The organism is Mycobacterium sp., assembly GCF_044342925.1.
GTDB lineage: Bacteria > Actinomycetota > Actinomycetes > Mycobacteriales > Mycobacteriaceae > Mycobacterium.
Genome location: NZ_JBIIOV010000034.1, coordinates 1 through 22,815, shown reverse-complemented (window position 1 = coordinate 22,815; position 22,815 = coordinate 1). Strand labels below are relative to the sequence as shown.

At 68.7% G+C, this 22,815-nt stretch carries 9 protein-coding genes; 5 read left to right on the top strand and 4 right to left on the bottom strand.

Going from position 1 to position 22,815, the window contains the following annotated elements; translation table 11 throughout:
• A partial coding sequence (locus tag ADBZ6I_RS05750) for a flavin reductase family protein (protein ID WP_526381772.1) occupies positions 1 to 189 on the bottom strand: 189 nt, incomplete at its 3' end.
• An 89-nt stretch (positions 190 to 278) separates the two neighbouring features.
• Between ADBZ6I_RS05750 and ADBZ6I_RS05745 the strand changes: the two genes are divergently transcribed.
• Together ADBZ6I_RS05745 and ADBZ6I_RS05740 are read left to right on the top strand one after the other, a co-directional pair.
• Positions 279 to 1,991: a fatty-acid--AMP ligase gene (locus ADBZ6I_RS05745; protein WP_526381770.1), complete on the top strand. Its 1,713-nt coding sequence runs from the start codon at positions 279 to 281 to the stop codon at positions 1,989 to 1,991.
• A 22-nt stretch (positions 1,992 to 2,013) separates the two neighbouring features.
• Positions 2,014 to 2,658, top strand: a complete 645-nt coding sequence (locus ADBZ6I_RS05740; protein ID WP_526381768.1) for a GAP family protein — start codon at positions 2,014 to 2,016, stop codon at positions 2,656 to 2,658.
• Here the strand turns inward: ADBZ6I_RS05740 and pe are convergent.
• The 3 genes from pe to ADBZ6I_RS05725 are packed head-to-tail and all read right to left on the bottom strand — an operon-like array spanning position 2,655 to position 8,243.
• Positions 2,655 to 3,791 carry an acyltransferase PE gene (gene pe, locus ADBZ6I_RS05735; RefSeq protein WP_526381766.1) on the bottom strand — a complete coding sequence of 379 codons (1,137 nt, stop codon included), beginning with the start codon at positions 3,789 to 3,791 and terminating at the stop codon, positions 2,655 to 2,657. The genes ADBZ6I_RS05740 and pe overlap by 4 nt on opposite strands.
• An 11-nt stretch (positions 3,792 to 3,802) precedes the next feature.
• Positions 3,803 to 6,763: an MMPL/RND family transporter gene (locus ADBZ6I_RS05730; protein WP_526381764.1), complete on the bottom strand. Its 2,961-nt coding sequence runs from the start codon at positions 6,761 to 6,763 to the stop codon at positions 3,803 to 3,805.
• 58 nt (positions 6,764 to 6,821) lie between these two features.
• On the bottom strand, positions 6,822 to 8,243 hold the full coding sequence (locus ADBZ6I_RS05725) for a condensation domain-containing protein (protein WP_526381762.1): 1,422 nt from the start codon (positions 8,241 to 8,243) through the stop codon (positions 6,822 to 6,824).
• A gap of 304 nt (positions 8,244 to 8,547) precedes the next feature.
• On the opposite strand from ADBZ6I_RS05725, the gene ADBZ6I_RS05720 reads away from it, so the two are divergent.
• The 3 genes from ADBZ6I_RS05720 to ADBZ6I_RS05710 all read left to right on the top strand — a co-directional run.
• Positions 8,548 to 19,656, top strand: coding sequence for a type I polyketide synthase (locus ADBZ6I_RS05720; protein ID WP_526381760.1), 11,109 nt, complete (start codon positions 8,548 to 8,550; stop codon positions 19,654 to 19,656).
• Positions 19,657 to 19,933: 277 nt separating this feature from the next.
• Positions 19,934 to 21,799: an acyl-CoA dehydrogenase C-terminal domain-containing protein gene (locus tag ADBZ6I_RS05715; protein WP_526381758.1), complete on the top strand. Its 1,866-nt coding sequence runs from the start codon at positions 19,934 to 19,936 to the stop codon at positions 21,797 to 21,799.
• A 110-nt stretch (positions 21,800 to 21,909) separates the two neighbouring features.
• The coding region (locus ADBZ6I_RS05710) for an alpha/beta hydrolase family protein (RefSeq protein WP_526381774.1) at positions 21,910 to 22,815 on the top strand (906 nt) is incomplete at its 3' end.

Below are 22,815 nucleotides of genomic sequence, written 5' to 3'. Positions count from 1 at the left end.
GGGCCAGGTCGCCGAGTCGTTGCGCACACAGAACGACACCAGGGGCGGCTCTAACGACACCGGGACGAAGGTGCTGGCCGCCATACCGAGCCGCTGCCCGTCCGCCTCCGCGGCGACGGCAATCACCCCCGACGGGAAATGGCTGAATGCCTCCCGCAGGGAGGCGGGGGCCAACTCTATGTTGCCCATAACGCTGACTATCTTCACATGTCCCGGGCGGCGCAACCACCCGACAGCCACCTGATCAGCGGGGTCTGGCCGTTGAGTAGCCTGACGGGGTGCCTCAAGTTTCGATCCTGTCCGTGCTGCGCGAACGCGCTGGTCTGACGCCTGACGACCTCGCCTTCACGTTCACCGACTACGACCGGGACTGGGACGGCATCACCGAAAGTCTCACCTGGTCACAGCTCTACCGGCGAACCCTGAACCTGGCCAACGAGCTGCGCCAGCACGGGTCACCCGGCGACCGCGCGCTGATCGTGGCGCCGCAGGGACTGCCCTACATCGTCGCGTTCCTCGGCGCCATGCAAGCCGGGTTCATCGCCGTCCCGCTGGCTGTGCCGGTGCCCGGCTCCCACGACGAGCGGGTGAGCGCCGTGGTGACCGACACGTCACCGACCGTGCTGCTGACCACCGCCGCCGTGTTCGACATGGCCGCGCAGTACGTCGACGACGGCGCCGCTGTGATCGCCGTGCTCGCCGTCGACACCATGGATCTCGATTCCGACCGGCCGGTCGATCCGGAGATCCCCGACGGACCCGATATCGCGTATCTGCAGTACACCTCAGGCTCGACGCGGTTACCGGCCGGCGTGATGATCTCGCACCGCAATCTGCAGGCGAATTTCCAGCAGCTGATGGCCGACTACATGGTCAGCTACGGCGGCGACCTGCCGCCGGGGGCGAAGCTGGTGTCCTGGCTGCCGTTCTACCACGACATGGGACTGATGCTCGGGATCGCGGCGCCCATTCTCGACGGCTGCGGGGCGGACCTGATGAGCCCGCTGGCGTTCCTGTCCCGACCCGCCCGGTGGGTGCAGATGATGGGACGGCACGACAAGGCGTTCTCGGCCGCGCCGAACTTCGCGTTCGACCTGACCGCGCGGCGGACCACCGACGTCGAGATGGAAGGCCTGGACCTCAGCGGGGTCATCGGCATCATCAACGGAGCCGAACGCATCCACCCGTCCACCCTGGTCCGGTTCAACGAGCGGTTCGCGCCGGTCGGGTTCCTCCCCGGAATGGTGCTGCCGTCCTACGGTCTTGCCGAGGCGACGGTGTATGTGGCCAGCGGCAGCAACGGCCGGGCGCCGGACGTCGTCGAGTTCGATGCCGACCGGCTCACCCAGGGTGTGGCGGTGCGCAGCCCGGGCGGCGCGCCACTGCTGCGCTACGGCATGCCGACATCGCCGCTGGTGCTGATCGTCGACCCGGACACGCTGCAGCCGTGCCCGGACGGCACCGTCGGCGAGATCTGGACCCACGGCGAGAACGTGGCCGGCGGCTACTGGCGCAAACCCGAGCAGACCGGTTCGGCGTTCGGCGCGACGCTGGCGGATCCGCCCACAGGCATGCCGGAGACCAACTGGTTGCGCACCGGGGACCGGGGTTTCGTCTCCGAGGGCGAGTTGTTCATCGTCGGGCGCATCAAGGACATGCTGATCGTTCGGGGCCGCAACCACTACTCCGAGGACATCGAGGCGACGGTTCAGCAGATCACCCGCGGACGGGTGGCGGCGATCGCGGTGCCGGGCGAGCAGACCGAGAACCTGGTCACCATCGTGGAGCTGAAAGTTCGCGAGGACGCCGACGACCTGACTCAATTGAAGAACAATCTGGTGGCAGCGATCTCGCGGGCGCACGGGCTGCAGGTCGCCGATATCGTGCTGGTGGAACCCGGGGCGATCCCCACCACCACCAGCGGCAAAATCCGCCGGTCGGCGTGCGTGGAGCAACACCGGCAAGGGCGGTTCGTGCGGCTCGACGCGTAGTCGACCCCCGCGTATCACGACGATGTGGATCACCCTGCTGGCGATGGCTGTCGCCGTCAGCCTGGAGCCGTTCCGCATCGGCATGTCGGTGATCATGCTCAACCGGCCGCGCCCGCATCTGCAACTGGCGGCCTTCCTGTGCGGCGGCTTCCTGATGGGCTTGACGGTGGGTGCGGTGGTGTTGTTCGTCGTCGAATCGCGCCTGCCGAAGTCCGCGCATTTCACGCTGCCGAAGGTGCAGATCGTCATCGGCGTCCTCGCGCTGCTGGCGGCGGCGGTTCTGGCCGGCACCAAGCCCCGTGACCGCACACCACCGGCGTGGCTGACCAGGATGCTCGGCGGCCAGTCGCTGTGGGTGGCGGGCGCCGCAGGCTTTGGTATCGCACTGCCCTCGGTGGACTACCTGGCGGCGCTGGCGCTCATCGCGGCCGCCGGCGGCACCGCCGGCAGCCAACTGTCGGCCTTGCTGGTGTTCAACGTGGTGGCGTTCGCGCTGGTGGAGATCCCGCTGATCGCCTACCTCGTCGCACCGCAGAAAACTCTCACGACGATGACGTCGCTGCACAACTGGATCCGCGCCCGCCGCCGCCGCGAGGTCGCCACCCTGCTGGCGGTGGTAGGCACCGTGCTGACCGCGATCGGCCTGTTCGGCCTGGTCGGAATCTAGTTCGGACCGGCGAAGCCGCTGTTCAGTAGGGCCAGCATCTGGGAAATGGGATCAGTGCCCACGTCGCCGCCGAAGGTCGCCTGGGTGGCCGGCGCGGTGACGGCCGCCGGATCGTAGCCGTTTACCGGGTCGACGGTGATCGGCGCGGTCGCGGGATTGTCGTTCCGGGAATACCCGGCATCCACATAGGGCTGCAGCACCGCGTCCAACTGGTTCAGGGTGCCTTCGTCAACCCCGATGTACTTCAGCGGCATCACCAACGGCAGGTGCTGTTGCGGAATCATGTACGTGGTCGTCGTACCGCCGCGGGAGTTGACGACAGTCCTGATGTTGCGCTCCGGCACGTTGCTCGGATTGGTGAATGCCACGGCGGTGTGACCGGTGGCCAGACCCGCGATCGCGTTCGCCATCGCCAGCCAGTTGTCCTGCCGGTCCGGCCAGTCGGCGATGCTGTCGTACGGGGAAACGAACACGTCGGTGTGGTACTGGCTCTCGACCGGAGCCGGAATGCGATATTCCATGGCCGGAACCACGCTGCCCACCGGGAAATTCATGGTCAGAAAACCTTCACCGAAGGCATGCCGGGCGACCGGGTCACCGTAGGTCGCGAAGGACAACGTATCCGGCGACGGGGCGTTCGGATCGGTCGCCAGCCGGGCCTGCACGGCCTCCACCACCAGCGCTCCCTCGGACAGGCCGAGCACCTTCCCGGGACCGCCCTCACGGACAGCCGCGATGACGTTCTTCTCACCCTCGTCGACCGAATACCCGATGCTCGGACCGTCCAGACCGAGACGGAAGTTCTCCTGATCCCAGCGGCCGATACCCGGGAGCAATTGCTCCAGGAAGTGGCCCTGGATCTGCCCCGCGGGGTAGTCGACTTTCTGCCGTTCCAGGTCGGGGAACCATTCCGCGCCCGTGCGCCGGATGTACTCGTCGTAGGGGATGCCGGCAACGTGCGCGCCGCCGAGTCCGTACCCCTTGAGCCGTCCGGTCCCCGGCTCGGCTGTGCCGTCGCCGGAGGACCCGCCCGTCGACCCGTCGTCGGCGGCTGCGACGGCAGGCCCGAACGCAGCCCCGACACCGCCGGACACCGCCAACGCTGCGGTCACTGCGGCGAGTAGTTTCCTCATGCTCTGCTTCCCTACGATGTCAGTCGTGACGGCCACCAGTTCGCCTTTCCGACCAGGGTAGCCATGGCGGGCACCATGACCGTCCGGACAACGAAGGTGTCCAGGAGAATCCCGGCGCCAATCACGAAGCCGCCCTGGACCACGGTACCAATGCTGGAGAACAGCAGGCCCCACATGGAAGCGGCGAAGATCAGCCCGGCCGCGGTGATGACACCGCCGGTGGACCCCAGCGTCCGGATGATGCCGTACCGGGTGCCGTGCGGAGACTCGTCGCGCAGTCGGGAGGCGAAGAGCAGGTTGTAGTCCGCACCCACGGCGACGAGCACGACGAACGCCAACGGCGGCACCGTCCAGTGCAACGGCTGGCCCAGCACATGCTGGAAGAGCAGCACACCGATCCCGAGCGCGGCGAAGTAGGAGACCACCACCGAACCAACCAGGTACAGCGGAGCGATGATCGCGCGCAGCAGCAGCATCAAGGTCAGCAGCACCACGATGATCGTGGCGGCGACGATGAACCGGACGTCCTTCGCGAAGTAGTCGCGGGTGTCCTTCAGCGCCACGGGATAACCGCCCATCGACACCGTGGCGTCGGCCAGCGTGGTGTTCGGCTGCGCGGCGCGGGCGGTGTCGAGGATGCTGCTCACCTGATCCATCGCCGCGGGGCTCAGCGGGTCGAGTTTGGTGAAGACCAGATACCGCGCGGAACGCCCGTCGGGCGAGATGAACATCTTGGCCGCGGTCTGGAATTCCTCCAGTTCGAGCACCTCCGGCGGGATGTTGAAGCCCGCCATCGACGGACCGGAGGCGTTCTGCTGCATCGAAAGCAGGAACGCCGACGCCTGGTCCAGCCCGCCGCGCATGACGTCGATCTGGCCGACGACCTGATCCACCCCGTCCGCCACCTGCCGGCTGCCGCTGGCAGCGCTGTCGGCCTGGGACCGCACGTCGGTCAACGTGGTGTCCACGCCCGCGGGCGAGTCCAGGCCCATCGAGCGCATGAACGTCGTGAGGTCTTTGTAGGCGTTGCCCATCTGGGTCAGCGCTGACGCCAGCGACTGCTTGTCCTGCATATCGGCCAGCTGCCCGGCCAGGTCGTTGATCCGGTCCAGACTGCCGTTGTTGCGGGCGTCGACGATGCGCTGGAAAGTGCCGCGCGTCTGCGCACAGGACGGGTTGAGGTCACAGACCACGTTGCCGTGCAGCGCCAGCAGCACCGGCCCCACCCAACCGGTCAGATTGCGGGCGTTGGCGACGGTGATGCCCATCGAGGTGCCGACCTCGTTGACGGCCTGCACCAGCTGAGCCGCGACTTCGACGTTGCGCACCAGCTTGTCGCCGCCGTACTCGAGGCGGATGGCCGCGAACGCCTCGATCATCGACTCGATCCGGGCGGTGACGTCGTCGACCTGCCCGCGGACGTCGTTGAGCCCGGTGGCCAGCGTGTCCGCCCCGGTGGCGAGCCGGTTGAGGTCGGCCATGTTGTCGCCGATCAGCGCCGACCCGGAGCCGAGCCGGTCACCGACCAGGCCGGCCTGATAGGTGGCCCGGAACTCTTTGGGCACCTCGCCCAGCGGCCGGGTGATGCCGTTGACCATCGCGATGTCGGGCAGCTGGCCGATCCGGGAGGCCATCTGCTCCAGGTCGGCCAGCGCCCGCGGGGTGCGCAGATTGTGCGGTGACTGGATCAGGACGTAGGAGGGTACGAACTGGTTGAGCTCGAAATGACGTTCCAGCGCCGCATAGGCCACCGAACTGGGATCCGACGGCGGCACCGCCTTGCGGTCGTCGTAGTTGTACCGGCCGAAAGCGGCGCTGGCGGCGAGCAGGGCCAGCACGAGTGCGCTGGCCACCAGGTAGCGCCCCGGCCGTCGCACGATGCGCACGCCCGACCGGCGCCAGAACCGGGCGGTCATCTCCCGCCGCGGCGTGATCCAGCCGCGCCGCCCGACGACGACGAGGATGGCCGGCAGTAGGGTGACCGCCGCCAGGAAGGCCGTGGCGACACCGACGGCCGACGACACCCCGACGGTGGAGAACACTCCCATCTTCGCGAAGCTGATGGCCAGGAAGGTCACCCCGATGGTGGCGGCCGAGGCGGTGATCACCTTGCCCACCGACCCCAACGCCAGCCGCACCGCGTCGTCGGAGGCCTCACCACGGCGCACGTAGTCGTGATAGCGGCTGATCAGGAACACCGCGTAATCGGTGCCGGCGCCGGCGATCATCGCGCTGAGCAGGATGATGGCCTGGTTGGACACCCCCAGTCCGGTGAACTCCGAGAGACCGGCGACGCCCGCCTGCGCGACCACCAGCGCCATCCCGATCCCGATCAACGGAATGAGCATGGCGATGGGGTTGCGGTAGACCACCAGCAGAACGAGCAACACCAGGCTGGCGATCGCGATCTCGATCGGCATGCGGTCGCGCTGGCCCGCCACGGTGAGGTCGGCGACGGTGGCCGCCGGGCCGGCCAGGTGCACCTCCAGTGGGCCGCCGGCGGTGTTCTCCCGGACGATCTCGGACACCCGCGTGAACGCGGCGTAGGACTGCGGTGTTCCCAGCGCACCCTCAAGACCGATGGGCAGCACCCACGACTTCTTGTCCTTGCTCGTCAAAAAGGAACGCAGAGAGGGCGTTCCGATGAAGTCCTGCAGCATCACGATGTCGCCCTGGTTGCGGCGCAGCGCTTCGACCAGCTTGCGGTAGGTGGCTTCGTGAGCGGCACCGAGCCCGCTCTCGTCGGTCAGGACCACCAGGAGCAGGTCGTCGGTGCCGGCCTCCTGGAACGACTTCGTCATCTCCTGGGCGGCCACACTGGACGGCGCATTCGCGGGCAGCATGGACAGCGGGTTCTTCTGGGACATCTCGGTGAGGGTCGGCAGCGACAGCGGAAGCGCAACCGCCATCGCCACCCAGAGCGCGATGACCGCGAACGGCCACCGCACCACAAATCCGGCTAGCCGTCGCATATCGCCCGCACCCCTGGTTCCCGCTTCGTCATGACACCGTCGTGGCTAGACCACCGGCCTAGATCACTCGCCCCCAGTCCCCGCTGTCGGCGACCTGCCCGCACACGGTCTTCATCGCGGCCATGTAGCGGGCCACCGATTTCCGGGCGATCGGGTTGTCGGGGAACAACACCGACATCGCGGTGCCGATGTTGAGCCGCAAGATGTAGATCGTCAGCTGGTACGAGAACCGTCCGTCAGAATAGATCCCGATGTTGTTCGAGTACCCCATATCGATCGCGGCCAGCACCGCATTGAGCGGCGCGGCGCCGCCGTGGAAGAAGTTCGACACCGGGAAGTTCGGGCGGCCCTTCTCCAGCCAGGGCGCCAATTCCCGCACCCGGTCGTAGGGCACCCGCGACAGGTTGAGGCTGGTGTCGAAGGACTCCTGCGCCGACCAGGCCGCCTCACCGAACGAGGTTGCGGCGATCGGAACCGTGATCGGAACCAGCCCGGTGAACCAGCCCTGGGTGGAGAAACCTTCCGAGGAGCGGCGGGTGTCGCGCGGGGTGAGCCCGTAATAAGTTGCGCCACCGGTGAATTCGTGCTCCACGCGGGCGGTGCAGGCGAACATGCCGCCGACGAACCGGGCGCCGGCCGCCGTGCAGGCCGCATCGAAACGATCGCTCTGATCGGGGTCCATCAGGACTTCGGTGACCATGTCGGCGACGGTGGGTTCCAGCGGATTGCCCAGCGGCAGCGGGAATTCCGGCAGCGTGCCGCCGGCGTTCTCAGCGAACTCCACCCACGCCCGGACCTCGGGAGAGTCGACGGTGAGCTCGGTCATGAATTCACGTTCCTGCAGACAGAATTCGTCGAAGCTGCCGGCGGGCGGCAGGGTCAGCGGCTGCCCGGTGGCCAGTAACGAGGTGTACATGCCGTGGGCTTCGAGCATGGTGATGCCGATCAGTGCGGCGTCCCCGTGGACATGGTCGACGGCGGCGTAGAAATCGAAATGGTCCTCGCTCTGGACGATTCCGAAGGAGAAGCAGCCCCACTCCAGCGGAGTGGGGATGTCGACGATGTGTTTGCGCGCGTCCTCGGCCGTCATCTCGCCGTGGTTGACCGGTTCGAGCTCGATGTGGTCGGGGTCGGTCAGCGTGCGCCGGACAGCGACACCGTCACCGGCGTATTCGAACCAGCTGCGGTAGGTGTCATGGCGGCGCAGATAGGCGTTGATCGCCTGGTTCATCGCGGCGATATCGCATCGGCCGGCCACCTGGCAGGTGGCGATGATCTGCCGCGAATAGTCCAAACCGGCTGCAGTCTGCTCATGGATACCGCGAATATGTTGCGTCTGCATATAACTGACCGGCACCGGGCTGACGGGCGCCTGCCGGGCCTTTTCCATCACCGCCGCCGTCGGATGCCACGAGGTCAAGACACCGGGGCTCGGCGACCAATCGTCGATGGTGCCGATCATCAATTTACCGACCTGCAAAGCTTCCTCCCGATTCCGGCCGGCCGGGTATGCGGAGCCTGCAACACCCGTGGCGAAACCAACATAGCCTCCGTTGCTGAGGTGGTCATCGTCGTCGCGGGTAAGCCTCGCCCGACCTGCGACGGGTGGCCTCCAACGGCTTGGGCGTGTCACCGGCGCTCATGCAATACTGGCCGCCGGGAGTTCGAGCCCGGCCGAGTGCTGGGGCCGTCGGCGTTTGGGGAGTTCTTCCTGGCGGGACGTGTTCTCCCGATGACATCACAATTCCACCGGCCGCAGCGGCCGAGGCGGGGAGCGCAACCTCATGTCAGTCACCGACCAGCCGATCGACCCTGCGACGGATCAGCCGTCTCGTTTCGCGATCATCGGTTACGCCGCCCGTCTTCCCGGTGCCGCCGACGCGGATGCGTACTGGGAGCTGCTGCACGCCGGGCGCGACGGGATCGCGGAGGTCCCGGCGGATCGCTGGGACGTCGATGAGTTCTTCGACCCGGACCCGGGTGCCCCCGGCAAGGTCGTCACCCGCCGGGCCGGCTTCGTCGACGACGTCACCGGATTCGACGCGCCGTTCTTCGGGGTGTCGGCGCGCGAGGCCGGCTTCCTGGACCCTCAGCACCGGCTGCTGCTGGAGACCTCGTGGCGGGCCGTCGAACATGCCGGCATCGCGCCGACCGCACTGGCCAACACCCGCACCGGGGTGTTCGTCGGTTTGTCCACCCACGATTACCTGGGCATGGCGTCCAATGAACTGACCTACCCGGAGATCGAGGCCTATCTGGCGATCGGCACCTCGTCGGCGGCCGGGGCGGGCCGGATCAGCTACCGGCTGGGCCTGCGCGGGCCCGCGGTCACCGTCGACACCGCGTGCAGCTCGTCGCTGGTGGCGATCCATCAGGCCTGCCAGGCACTGCAGCTGGGCGAGTGCGACCTGGCGCTGGCCGGCGGGGCGAACGTGCTGCTCAGCCCGGCAACCATGATCACCTTCTCGCAGTCGCGGATGCTGGCGGCCGACGGCCGCTGCAAGACCTTCGACGCCGCCGCCGACGGTTACGTCCGCGGCGAGGGGTGTGGCGTCATCGCCATCAAACGTCTCGAGGACGCCGTGCGCGACGGCGACCAGATCCGGGCCGTGATCCGCGGCAGCGCCGTCAACCAGGACGGTGCGTCGGGCGGTCTGACCGTGCCCAACGGGGTGGCCCAGCAGCGGGTCATCGGCGAGGCGCTGGAGCGCGCCGGCCTGACCCCACGCGATATCGACTACCTGGAGGCGCACGGCACCGGAACCTCGCTCGGCGATCCGATCGAGGTCAGGGCGGCCGCCGCGGCACTCGGCCAGGGGCGCGAGGCCGACCAGCCGCTACTGATCGGATCGGCCAAGACCAACATCGGTCACCTGGAAGCCGCCGCCGGCGTCGCCGGCGTGCTCAAGGTCGTCCTGGCGCTGGAGCACCAGGAGCTGCCCAAGCACCTGAACTTCCGCACCCCGTCCCCGCACATCCCGTGGGACCGGATCCCGGTCAAGGTGGTCGACGAGGGCCGCGCCTGGCCGCGCGGCGACCGGCCGCGTATCGCCGGGGTGAGCTCATTCGGGTTCTCCGGCACCAATGCGCACGTCATCCTCGAGGAGGCCCCGCAGACCGCACCGGTCACCGTCGTCTCCGCCGAGCCGGCCGACGACCGCCGGTTCATGGTGCTGCCGTTGTCCGCTCGCACCCCGGCCGCTCTGGTCACCGTCGCGCAGAACTACCACACCTGGCTGACCGAGCATCCCGAAGCCACCCTGGCCGACGTGTGCCTGACCGCCGGTGTCGGCCGCGCTCACCTGGAGCACCGGGCCGCGTTGGTGGTCAACTCGCTGGACTCCGCGCGCGATCTGCTCGGCGCGCTGGCCGACGACCGTCCGGCACCGGGTCTGGTGCGCGGCGACACCGCCGACACCCCGAAGACCGTGTGGCTGTTCCCCGGGCAGGGCAGTCAGTACGCGGGCATGGCCCACGAACTGTTCGACTGCGAGCCGGTGTTCGCCGAGACCATGAACCGGTGCGCCGCGGCGGTCACCGGGATCATCGAAAAGCCTTTGCTGGAAGTGATTTTCGCCGCCGACGCCGACAGCTCGGCGACGCTGCAGCAGACCCGGCATGCGCAGGCCGCGATCTTCGCCGTGGAGATGGGGCTGGCCCGGCTGTGGCAGTCGTGGGGTTTCGAACCCGACGTGGTCCTCGGACACAGCGTCGGCCAGTACGCGGCGGCATGTGTCGCCGGGGTGTTCAGCCTCGAAGACGGCGCCCGGTTGCTGGCCGAGCGCGGCCGCCTCTTCGGCGATCTGCCCGCCGGCGGCCGGATGGCCGCGATCTTCGCCGACCCCGACCGGGTCGAGCGTTTCACCGACGAGTTCCCCGGCCTGTCGGTGGCCGCCTACAACGGCGCCAACACGGTGCTGTCGGGGCCGGCCGTCGACCTGGAGCAGGCGGTCGCCCGTCTGAGTGCCGACGGTGTGCGCTGCGACTGGTTGGACACCAGCCACGCGTTCCACTCCGCGCTGCTCGATCCGGCCCTCGACGAGTTCGAGGCCTACGCAGGAGGATTCGAATTCGCTGCGCCGCAGCGGATTCTGGTGTGCAATCGCACCGGCGCCGCCCTCGGGCGCAACGCCAAGCTGGACGGCGCCTACTGGCGGCGCCATTCCCGCCAGCCGGTCGAGTTCGCCAAGGGTGTGGCCACGCTCGCCGAGTTGGGCTGCTCGCTGCTGATCGAGGTGGGTCCGCAGCCGGTGCTCACCGCCGCGGCGCTGCGGGCCTGGCCGGATTCGGCGAAGGCCCCGAAGGCCATCGCGTCGCTGCGCAAGAACAGCGCCGACCACCGTCAGATCGCCGAAGCGCTGGCCGCCGCGTACGCCGTCGGGCATCTGCCCGTCTTCGGCGCTCTGCTGCGCGAACCCGCACGTAAGGTCGACCTGCCGCTCTACCCGTTCGAGCATCGCGAGTACTGGTTCACCGACAAGAAGAGCCCGGCTGCCGTCCAGTCGGCGACTCAGGACACGGCCGCGCGCACCGAAGCCGTCCAACTGCTCGAAGACGGCCGTATCGACGAGCTGATCGCACTGCTCGGCGGGTCGACCGACGGCCAGACGACCGCCGAGGTTCTGACCAAGCTGGCCGCGCAACACAATCGGCAGCGCGGTGCGCAGTCAATCGCCGATGCCCGCTACGAGATCCGCTGGGAGAAGGCGACGTCCGGCGGCGCCACCCGCGACGACGCGACTTGGCTGATCGTCGCCGACAGCACCGAGAGCCTCGCCGACGTCACCGCCCCGTTGGTGGACGCACTCACCGCGGTGGGCCACCGGCATCGTGTGCTCGGGTTGCCGACGTCCGACGCCGACGAGGAAATCCTGGCCGCCGAACTGCGCGCCGCGGCGGACGAGGACCCAGGCCTGCGCATCCTGCATGTCGCCGCACTTGATCGTGACGGAGCGCCGTCAATGCGGTCGCTGCTGCGGATGCAGCACCGCGTTCTGGGTGGCACGCAGCGGCTGTTCCGCGCCGCGGCCGCCGCCGAACTGCGCGCGCCCATCTGGGTGGTGACCCGCGGCGCCCAACACGTCACCGACTCCGACACGGTGTCACCGGAACAGACCGTCCTGTGGGGATTCGGCCGCGTCGCGGCGCTGGAGTACCCGCAGGTGTGGGGCGGCCTTGCCGACCTGCCGGCAGGCGCCGACGACTGGTCCCGGCTGATCGGCCAGATCGCCACCGCCGCACCCGGGGAGGATCAGTTCGCGCTGCGCGCCGATGGCGTCTCTGTGCCGCGTCTGGTCCGCCGTACCGGGCAGCCCAACCCAACCGAGCTGGAATTGCGTTCCGACGCAACATATCTGGTGACCGGTGGACTAGGTTCCTTAGGCCTGGAAATCGCCGGCTTCCTAGCCGCGCACGGCGCCCGGAACCTGGTGCTGACCGGCCGGCGCGCGCCGGGCGAGAGCGCAAGCGCGCGCATCGACGCACTGCGCGAGCAGTACGACTGCGAAGTCCGCGTGCTGGCGGCCGACGTGTCCAACCCGCACGACGTCGCCCGGGTGCTGGCCGGCGTGCAGGCCGATCTCCCGCCGCTGGCCGGTGTCATCCACGCCGCCGGCGAGAACAGCACCACCCCGCTGAGTGCCCTCGACAGCGATGAGCTGGACCGGGTGTTCGCCGGAAAGGTCTGGGGTGCTTGGTATCTGGGTGAGCATCTGAGCGCAGCAGCTGCAGATCTGAAGCTGGACTTCTTCTTGACCACCTCCTCGATCTCCTCGGTGTGGGGCAGCTACGGCCAGAGCGCCTACAGCGCGGCCAACGCCTTCCTCGACGGGCTGACCTGGCGGCTGCGGCAGCAGGGCCTGCCCGCGATGAGCGTCAACTTCGGCCCGTGGGCAGCCGGCATGGCCGACGCGCAAGCCCGCGCGCAGCTGGAGCGGCGCGGGGTGCACACCCTGCCGCCGGCCGACGCACTCGCCGGGATGGCCGACGTCATGGCCAGCCCCGGCACACCGGAGGCGGTGGTGGCCCGCATCGACTGGGCCCGCTTCCTGCCGATCTACCTGCAGGCCGGCCGTCGGGCGCTGCTCAACGAGGTCGCCGCCGAGGCGCCGGGCGCCACACCGGCGACCGGGTCGGAGTCGGGCAGCACCGCGCTGGTGGACCAGCTGACCGCGGCGCCGATACAGCAGCGTCGCAAGCTGCTGCTGGACTACCTGCGCAACGCCGTCGCCCAGGTGACCCGCACCGACGTCGCCGAGATCCGCGAAGAGGCCGGCTTCTTCGACCTCGGCATGGATTCGCTGATGGCCGTGGAGCTGCGGCGCCAACTGGAGCAGGCAGTCGGCAAGGAATTGCCGGCCACCCTGGCCATGGATTACCCGCGGCTGTCCGACGTGGCCGACTATCTGTTGGGCGACGTGCTGAACCTCACCGAACGGGCGGGCACCAAGAAGGCCGCCCAACCGGTGTCGCTGGCGACGGCGGCGGCCGACGAGCCGATCGCCATCATCGCGGTGGCGTGCCGCTTCCCGGGCGCCACCGATCCCGATGCCTACTGGCAGGTGCTGGCGGGCGGGGTGGACGCCATCCGCGAGATCCCCGAGGACCGCTTCGACATCGACGAGTTCTACGACCCCGACCAGCAGACGCCGGGCAAGATCTACACCCGCAGCGGCGGCTACCTCGACAGCGTCGACGGCTTCGATCCGGAGTTCTTCGGCATCTCCCCGCGTGAGGCCGTCTGGATGGATCCCCAGCAGCGCCTGATGCTCGAAATCGCCTGGGAGGGAATCGAACGAGCCGGGTACTCCCCCGCCTCGCTGCGCGGCAGCCGCACCGGCGTGTTCGTCGGGGTGGCGGCCAACGAGTACTCCTACCTGTTGTCCAACGGTTCGATGGAGAACCTGGAACCGCATTTCATCACCGGCAACGCGCTCAACGCCATCGCCGGGCGGGTCGCCTTCACCCTCGGCCTGGAAGGGCCGGCGGTGGCGATGGACACCGCGTGCAGTTCGTCTCTGGTGGCCGTTCATCAGGCCAGTCAGGCGCTGCACTCCGGCGACTGCGACATGGCGCTGGCGGGTGGGGTCAACATTCTGCTCAGCCCGGCGTCGACCGTCGCCGCCTCCCGCGCCCGGATGCTGGCGCCCGACGGCCGGTGCAAGACGTTCGACGCCGCCGCCGACGGCTACGTGCGCAGCGAGGGCTGCGGTGTGCTGGTGCTCAAGCGCCTGCGCGACGCCCAGCGTGACGGCGACCGGATCTGCGCGGTGATCCGCAGCAGCGCGGTGAACCAGGACGGCGCCTCCAGCGGCTTGACCGTGCCCAATGGCGGCGCCCAGCAGCGGCTGATCGCCGCGGCGCTGACCCGCGCCGGTCTCACCGGCGGGGATGTCGACTACCTGGAGGCGCACGGCACCGGCACCCCGCTGGGTGACCCGATCGAGGTGCAGGCGGCAGCGGCGGTCTACGGCGCCGGCCGCGACCCGAACCGGCCGCTGCTGATGGGAACGGCCAAGACCAACATCGGCCACCTGGAGTCCGCGGCGGGCGTCGCCGGTCTGATCAAGGTCGTGCTGTCGATGCAGAACGAACTGCTGCCGCAGACCCTGCACTTCCAGAACCCGAACCCGCACATCCCGTGGGAAACCCTGCCGGTGCAGGTCGTGGAGAAACCGACCCCGTGGTACACCAACGGCCGCACCCGGCGGGCCGGTGTCAGCTCGTTCGGCTTCACCGGCACCAACGCCCATGTGCTGCTGGAGGAGGCGCCGCAGCATCCGGGCGCCGACGACATCGAGGACAACCCGACCGACGACACCACCGACAGCACTGTGCCTCATGAAAATGCCGTGTCCCAAGAGCTTCCGCGCGAGCCGTGGGGCGTGCTGCCGCTGTCCGCGCGGTCAGCACAGGGCCTGACAGCGCTGGCGCACCGTTACCTCGGCTGGCTGGACGAACATCCCGAGGCCTCGATCAGCGAGGTGTGCTTCAACGCCGGGGTGGGACGTTCGCACTTCGAGCACCGGGCGGCCGTGGTGGCCAATTCCCTGCACGAGGCGAAACTGGCGCTGGAGGATCTGGTGGCCAACCGGCAGCGCCCCGGGGTGTTCCGGGGCGAATGCGCCGACCGCCCGACGACCGCCTGGTTCTTCGCCGGACAGGGCTGCCAGTACCCCGGTATGGCACGCGAATTGTTCGACAGCGAGCCGGTTTTCGCCGAGACGGTGCGCCGCTGCGCCGAGGCTGTCGACCCGATGTTGCCGCGCCCGCTGCTCGACGTGCTGCTGTCCAGCGACCGGGAAGCCGCGGAAACCTTGCGGCACACCTCGTTCGCCCAGCCCGCGATCTTCGCCGTCGAGATGGGCCTGGCCCGGTTGTGGCAGTCGTGGGGCATCGAACCCGACGTGGTCCTGGGCCACAGCGTGGGTCAGTACGCCGCGGCCTGCATGGCCGGGGTGTTCAGCCTGGAGGACGGCGCCCGGTTGATCGCCGAGCGCGGCCGGTTGTTCGGCAGCCTGCCCGCGGGCGGCCGGATGGTCGCGGTTTTCGCCGACCCGGAGTACGTGGAGCGCGCCGGGGAGGCCTTCCCACGGGTGTCGGTCGGCGCGTACAACGGCCGCAACACCGTGTTGTCCGGTCCCGGTGAGGATCTGGAGCAGATCGTCGCCGCCTGCAGCCAGGACGGCACCCGGTGCACCTGGTTGGAGACCAGCCATGCCTTCCATTCCGAGCTGCTGGAACCGGTTCTCGACGAATTCGAGTCGTTCGCAACACAGTTCAGCTATGCCGCGCCGACGCTGCCGCTGGTGTGCAACCGGACCGGCGCTGCGCTCACGGCCGACACACCGCTGAACGCCCAGTACTGGCGCAAGCACTCGCGTCAGCCGGTGCAGTTCACCGAGAGCGTGCGCACCGTCGCCGATCTGGGATGCGCGGTGCTAATGGAGATCGGCCCTCAGCCGATCCTCACCGCCGCCGCGCTGCAATGCTGGCCGGAGTCCGCGGCGACGCCGACCGCCATCGTGTCGCTGCGCAAGGGCGCCAACGCGCAACGCCAGATCACCGAAGGGCTGGCCACCGCCTACGTCACCGGGCACCGGCCCGACTTCGCCGCACGGCAGCACTCGCCCGGTCGTCGGCTGGAACTGCCGACGTATCCGTTCCAGCGCCGCAGCTACTGGCCCAAGACGGCCGGTATCTCCGGCATGAGCGGCGACGGCGCGCGGCTGTCGGGAATCCTGGGCAGCGAGAAGGACCTCGCTTCCGGCGACACCGTCTACACCAACGTGCTGTCGGTCAAGACCCAGCCGTGGCTGGCGCATCACGTGATCTACGGCACTGTCGTCGTCCCCGGCGCGACGTACGCCACCATGGCGCTGGCCGCGGCCGGAGCTCCGGCCCGGGTGAAGGAAGTCTTCTTCTACGAGCCGATCATCCTGCCGGAGAAGGCTTCTCGTGAGGTCCAGCTGTCCATGCGACCGCTGGAAGCCGGAAACGGCTGGAAGTTCCAGGTGCACAGCCGCCCCTACGGCGAGCGCGAGGCGGAGTGGTCACTGAACGCCGACGGCACCCTGGCCACCGGTGTCGACACTGACGCGATCGAGCCGGACGAGGCCGTCGACGAGGTCATCGAGCGGCTCAGCCGCACCAGCCCGCAGCAGCTGTTCGAGACGTTCAACGACATGGAACTGGCCTGGGGCCCGACCTGGTCGACGTCGCTGAAGTCGCTGTGGGTGGGTGACTGCGAAGCCGTCGGCGACGTGTCAGTGGGCGACGAACTCGCCGAGCACTTGGGCAGCGAGCCCATCCACCCGGTGCTGCTGGACCTCTGCACGGGCGTGGCCTTCCCGGCCTTCCCCGCCCTGCAGGCGTTCGAGCACGGGGTGTCGGATCTGTTCCTGCCGCTGCGCTACGGGCAGGTGGAGTTGCGCGAGAAGATGCCCAAGCGGTTCTACTGCCGGGCACGCTGGCACGCCGGCGGCGTCGAGGGCGAGACGCAGGTCTTCGACATCGACTTCCTGGACCGCGACGGCCGTCGTCTCGGCGGCATCACCGAGTTCACCGTCAAGCGCGCCCCCCGGGAGGCTCTGCTGCGCGGCCTCGGTGGCGACACCAACCGGCTGCTCTACACCCTGGGCTGGCACGAAGCCGCCGCCCCGGTCGCCGGCGACGCGGGCGATGAGGCCGCTGCAGCCACACCGGCCGGCACCTGGCTGGTCGCCGGACTCGGCAACCTGGCGAGCGGGATCGCCGGCGCGGTCGAGGTCGACCCGGCCGGTTCCGCAGACGTGTGGAAGCAGGCGTTTGCCGACGCCGCCGAGCGCGGCGAGCCGGTCACCGGCATCCTCTGGCGCAGTACGGCGATGTCCGACGCGGACGGGCCGACCGAGGATCTCGCGGCACGACTGGAGGGCCGGATCGCCGGCCTGCTCGCCGCCGCGCAGACCGCGCTGGAGCAGGAGAAGCTGAACCTGCCGGGCGGGCTGTGGATTCTCACCGAGCGGGCGGTCGCGACCGAACCGGGCGAACCGGTCGATCCGGTGCAGGCCGCGCTGTGGGGCGTCGGGCGCACCATCGTCGCCGAGCAGCCCACGCTGCGGTGCCGGCTCGTCGACCTCGACACCGCCGAGGAGTCGGCGGCCTGGTTGGCCGGCGCGCTCGGCACACCGGTGGTCGAACCCGAAACCGCGGTCCGACAGGGCCGGTTCCTGGTGTCGCGGCTGCTGCACTGGGCCCGTAGCGGGCACCTGCCGATGCCGCGGTCGGACGACTTCGTGCTGGCTCCGACCGAGCGGGGCGCGATCGACAATCTGCGCCTTACCGAGAAGGAGATCACCCCGCCGGAGCTGGGTGAGGTGCAGGTCCGCATCGAGGCGGCCGGCCTGAACTTCCGCGATGTCCTCAACGTGCTGGGGCTCTACCCGGGAGATCCCGGCCCGATCGGCGGCGACCTGTGCGGCGTCGTGACCGAGGTGGGCTCGGCGGTCACCCGGTTCGAGGTCGGCCAACGCGTCTTCGGCTCGATGCAGGGTGCGTTCGCCAGCCGGCTCAACGTGCCCGAGCAGATGCTGGCCGTGGTGCCGGACGGGATCGGCGCGGTGGACGCGGCGACTATTCCGGCCGCGGCGCTGACCGTCCGGCTCTCGTTCGACTGGGCGAAGCTCAAGAAGGGCGACCGGGTGCTCATCCACGCCGCCAGCGGCGGTGTCGGGTTGGCGGCCATCCAGATGGCGCGCCAGCAGGGCGCGATCGTGTTCGCCACCGCCAGCGCCTACAAGCGCGCGACGCTGCGGCGAATGGGCGTGGAGTACGTCTACGACTCGCGCACAACCGATTTCGCTGACCAGATCCTCGCGGACACCGGCGGCGAGGGCGTCGACGTGGTGCTCAACAGCCTGACCAACGAGGGCTTCATCGAGGCGACGGTCCGAGCCACCGCCAAGGGCGGCCGGTTCGCCGAGATCGCCAAGCGCGATATCTGGACCGCCGAGCAGATGGCGGCCGTCCGGCCGGACATCGACTACGGGATCATTGCGCTGGACGTGACGATGATGACCGAGCCCGACCACATCCAGAAGCTGATGTGCGAGGTGTCCGACGGCTTGGCCAGCGGTGAGTGGGCGCCGGTTCCCGCGGAGGTCTACCCGCTCACGGAGGCCAAAACGGCGTTCCGCCGGATGCAGCAGGCGCGGCACATCGGCAAGATCGTGGTGCAGATGCCCAAGCCGCTGCAGCCGCGGGCCGACCGCAGCTACCTGGTGACCGGCGGCCTGGGCGCACTGGGCTTGCACACCGCCGGATACCTGGCGCAGCTGGGCGCCGGCGACATCGTGCTGACCAGTCGCCGTGGCCCGGACGCCGATGCCGAGCGAGCGATCGCCGCCATCTCAGAACGGTTCCACTGCCGGATTCACGTCTTCACCGCCGACGTCGGCCAGGAGGCCGAGGTGGCCGAGCTGCTCGGACGGATCCGATCGGAGTTGCCGCCGCTGGGCGGCGTGGCGCATCTGGCCGGCGTGCTCGACGATGCGCTGCTGGGGCAGCAGAGCCTGGATCGGTTCCGTACGACGTTGCGGCCCAAGGCCCTCGGCGCACATCACCTGCACCGACTGACGATGGACGACGAACTGGAGTTCTTCATCGTGTTCTCGTCGGCATCGGCCGTGCTCGGTTCGCCGTCGCAGGCGAACTACGCGAGCGCGAACGCGCTGCTCGACGGGCTGGTCGCCCATCGGCGCTCCCGCGGGTTGCCGGCGACGGCCGCCAACTTCGGTCCGTGGGGCCACGGTGGCATGGCCAGCTCGCAGGCCGCGATCGCCAACCTCAGCGCCCAGGGCATGATGCCGCTGGAGCCGACGGCGGCGCTGGCTGCGCTCAGCGAGATCATCCGGCACGGCACCGGTCAGGCGACGGTGCTCAAAGCCAACTGGCAGCGCACCGCGAAGATGCTCGGCGGCATCCGGCCGCCGATGCTCGATGCGGTGCTGCCCAGCGGCGACGGGACAGCATCCGGTGACAGCGAATTGCTGCGGCAACTGCAGGAGATCCCGGTGGCGCAGCGGGTGGACTTCATCACCGAGTTCCTGCAGAAAGAGGTGCAGGGCTTCCTGCGGCTTGCGCAGCCGCCGGCGGCCACGAGCCGGTTCCTGGATCTGGGCACCGATTCACTGATGGCGGTGGAACTGCGCAACCGGTTGTTCGGGCAGTTCGGCGGCAAGTTCGACATCACCCCCACCGCGGTGTTCGACTACCCGACGATCGGCGAACTCGCCGGGCATCTGGTGTCGCAACTGCCGGACTCGGATGAGCCGTCCGCTCCGGTCAGCAGCCAGTCGGACGACACGGCCGAGCCGGTCGCCGACCAGGTGGAGCAACCCGCCGCCGCGGACTGACGGCACTGCGGAATACGCGACAGCCAGCATTCCTGGCCGGCCTCCTCAACGCGGCTCATCCTTCGCCGCTAGATCGTCGCCGCTAGATCGTCGCCGCTAGATCGTCGTCCGGCGCCCCGTTTTAGCGCTGTAAGAGCGCAGCCGCGGGGGCTGGGTGCTATGGATCACAGCCGCTTGCAAAATGAAGCGGGTATGTAATAATTTAGCCCATGTTACTGGTGGGTAACTTGATTTAAGTACCCAACCGCGAAGTGGCGTTCTCATCGAGGAGGAACTAGTGAGCCACTACAAGAGCAATGTCCGCGACCAGGTGTTCAACCTCTTCGAGGTGTTCGGTCTCGAGAAGGCCCTCGGCCAGGGCGATTACGCCGATCTCGATGTCGACACCGCCACCGAGATGCTCGGCGAAGCGGCCCGGTTGTGTGCCGGCCCGGTTGCCGCGTCGTTCGTGGAGGGCGACCGCAACCCGCCGGTGTTCGATCCCAACACCCATACTGTGACCCTGCCCGAGTCCTTCAAGGCCTCGGTCCACGCCTACATCGACGGCGGCTGGGACAAGGTCGGCCTCAGCGAGGAACTGGGCGGCATGCCGACACCGAAGGCCCTGATGTGGGCCTGCAACGAGCACGTTCTGGGCGCCAACCCCGCGGTGTGGATGTATGCCGGCGGCGCCGGTTTCGCGCAGATCGTGCACCACCTGGGCACCGAGCAGCAGAAAAAGTGGGCGGTTCTGGCCTGTGAGCGCGGCTGGGGTTCCACCATGGTGCTGACCGAGCCGGACGCCGGCTCCGACGTCGGCGCCGGCCGCACCAAGGCGGTCAAGCAGGAGGACGGCTCCTGGCACATCGACGGTGTCAAGCGGTTCATCACCTCCGCCGACTCCGACGACATGTTCGAGAACATCCTGCACCTGGTGCTGGCCCGCCCCGAGGGCGCCGGTCCGGGCACCAAGGGTCTGTCGCTGTTCATGGTGCCGAAGTTCCAGTTCGATCCCGAGACCGGTGAGCCGGGCGAGCGTAACGGCGCCTTCGTCACCAACGTCGAGCACAAGATGGGCCTGAAGGTTTCGGCCACCTGCGAGCTGACCTTCGGCCAGCACGGCATCCCGGCCAAGGGCTGGCTGGTCGGCGAGGTGCACGAGGGCATCGCGCAGATGTTCGACGTCATCGAGCAGGCCCGCATGATGGTGGGCACCAAGGCCATCGCCACCTTGTCCACCGGGTACCTCAACGCGCTGGAGTACGCCAAGCAGCGTGTGCAGGGTGCCGATCTGACCCAGATGATGGACAAGACCGCGCCACGCGTCACCATCACGCACCACCCCGACGTGCGCCGCAGCCTGATGACCCAGAAGGCCTACGCCGAGGGTCTGCGCGCGGTGTATCTGTTCACCGCGACCTATCAGGACCCCGAGGTGGCCAAGGCGCTGCATGGCGTTGACGCCGAACTGGCGTTCAAGGTCAACGACTTGATGCTGCCGATCGTCAAGGGTGTCGGCTCCGAGCAGGCCTACGCCAAGCTCACCGAGAGCCTGCAGACCCTCGGCGGGTCGGGCTTCCTGCAGGACTACCCGCTCGAGCAGTACATCCGCGACGCCAAGATCGACTCGCTCTACGAGGGCACCACGGCCATCCAGGCGCAGGACTTCTTCTTCCGGAAGATCATCCGCGACAAGGGCCAGGCGCTGGCGCACGTGGCCGGCCAGATCGAGGAGTTCGTCAAGAACGAGTCGGGCAACGGCCGGCTCAAGACCGAGCGTGCGCTGCTCAAGACCGCACTGGAGGACGTCCAGGGCATGGCGGCGTCGCTGACCGGCTTCCTGATGGCCGCGCAGGAGGACCAGAAGGCCATCTACAAGGTGGGCCTGGGCTCGGTGCGCTTCCTGATGAGTGTCGGCGACCTGATCATGGGCTGGCTGCTGTTGCGTCAGTCGACGGTGGCCATGGCCGCTCTCGACGCCGGAGCCGCTGGGCCGGCGACATCAGGCAGCGGCGCTTCGGCTGCCGACCGCCACTTCTACGAGGGCAAGATGGCGGCCGCGTCGTTCTTCGCGAAGAACTTCCTGCCGCTGCTCACCGGCACCCGCCACGTGATCGAGGCGCTCGACAACGAGGTGATGGAGCTCGACGAAGCAGCCTTCTAAGCCGCGAAACAACGGTGCCCCGGGACGCGTCGTTCCGGGGCACCGTTGTTTTCGCTGGTGCTACGGTCGGGGCTGTGACCGCTGGGCAAGAAAAGCCGGGGACCAAGAAGATCAACAAGCTTCCGGGCGCCGTTAGACCCATCGCGGGTTCGCTGGCAGGCTCGTTCGTGAAGGCAGGCGGCTTCTACGCCAGGTCCTGGAGCAAGTATCTCGGTGGCACCCCCAGCGAACTGCCGACGGCGCGGCCCACTCTCTCGTTGGCCACCCATGCCCTACGGGACGAGCTGGTCCTCACCGGCCTGCTGTTTCGCCGCCCGGTGAGCGACCCGCACGCTTTCGAGGAGTTCAACCGCGAGATCACCGAGGCGGTCGAGTTCTACGGCGAACAGGGCTGGCTGGACAAACCGGAGGGCTTCTTCCCAGCACCGCCACCGCTGACCGACGTTGAGGTCAGGTCGTTCACCCGCCGCAACCGCACGCATGAGCGGCTGACATTCGACAGCGGCTATCAACCGCATCCCGGCGAACCCGGCGCCGAGAGGTATGCGAGCTACACGGCCAACCAGCGCGGCTACGGCCTGATGCTGCGCCACCCGGAAAACCCGGGCCAACCGGGGCCGCGCCCGTGGCTGATCTGTGTGCACGGCACCGAGATGGGGCGCGCGGAACTCGATCTGGCCGTGTTCCGGGCGCGGCACCTGCATCAGGACTTCGGACTCAACATCGTGCTGCCGGTGCTACCGATGCACGGGCCACGCTCCCGGGGCCTGCCCAAGGGGGCGGTGTTCCCCGGGGAGAACATCATGGACGACGTGCACGCCACCGCACAGTCGGTGTGGGACATCCGCCGGGTGATGGCCTGGATTCGGTCCGAGCAACCGGGTGCGCGCATCGGCCTGAACAGCATCTCACTCGGCGGACTCATCGCCGGCCTGGTGGCCAGCCTGGACGACGACCTGACCTGCGCGATCCTCGGCGTCCCGCCGTCGGACATGATCGAGTTACTGAACCGGCAT

Bases quoted from the DNA above. Each gene is read 5' to 3' on its own strand.
- ADBZ6I_RS05730 (WP_526381764.1), bottom strand. From the start codon at position 6,763: ATGCGACGGCTAGCCGGATTTGTGGTGCGGTGGCCGTTCGCGGTCATC.
- ADBZ6I_RS05740 (WP_526381768.1), top strand. From the start codon at position 2,014: ATGTGGATCACCCTGCTGGCGATGGCTGTCGCCGTCAGCCTGGAGCCG.
- ADBZ6I_RS05720 (WP_526381760.1), top strand. From the start codon at position 8,548: ATGTCAGTCACCGACCAGCCGATCGACCCTGCGACGGATCAGCCGTCT.
- pe (WP_526381766.1), bottom strand. From the start codon at position 3,791: ATGAGGAAACTACTCGCCGCAGTGACCGCAGCGTTGGCGGTGTCCGGC.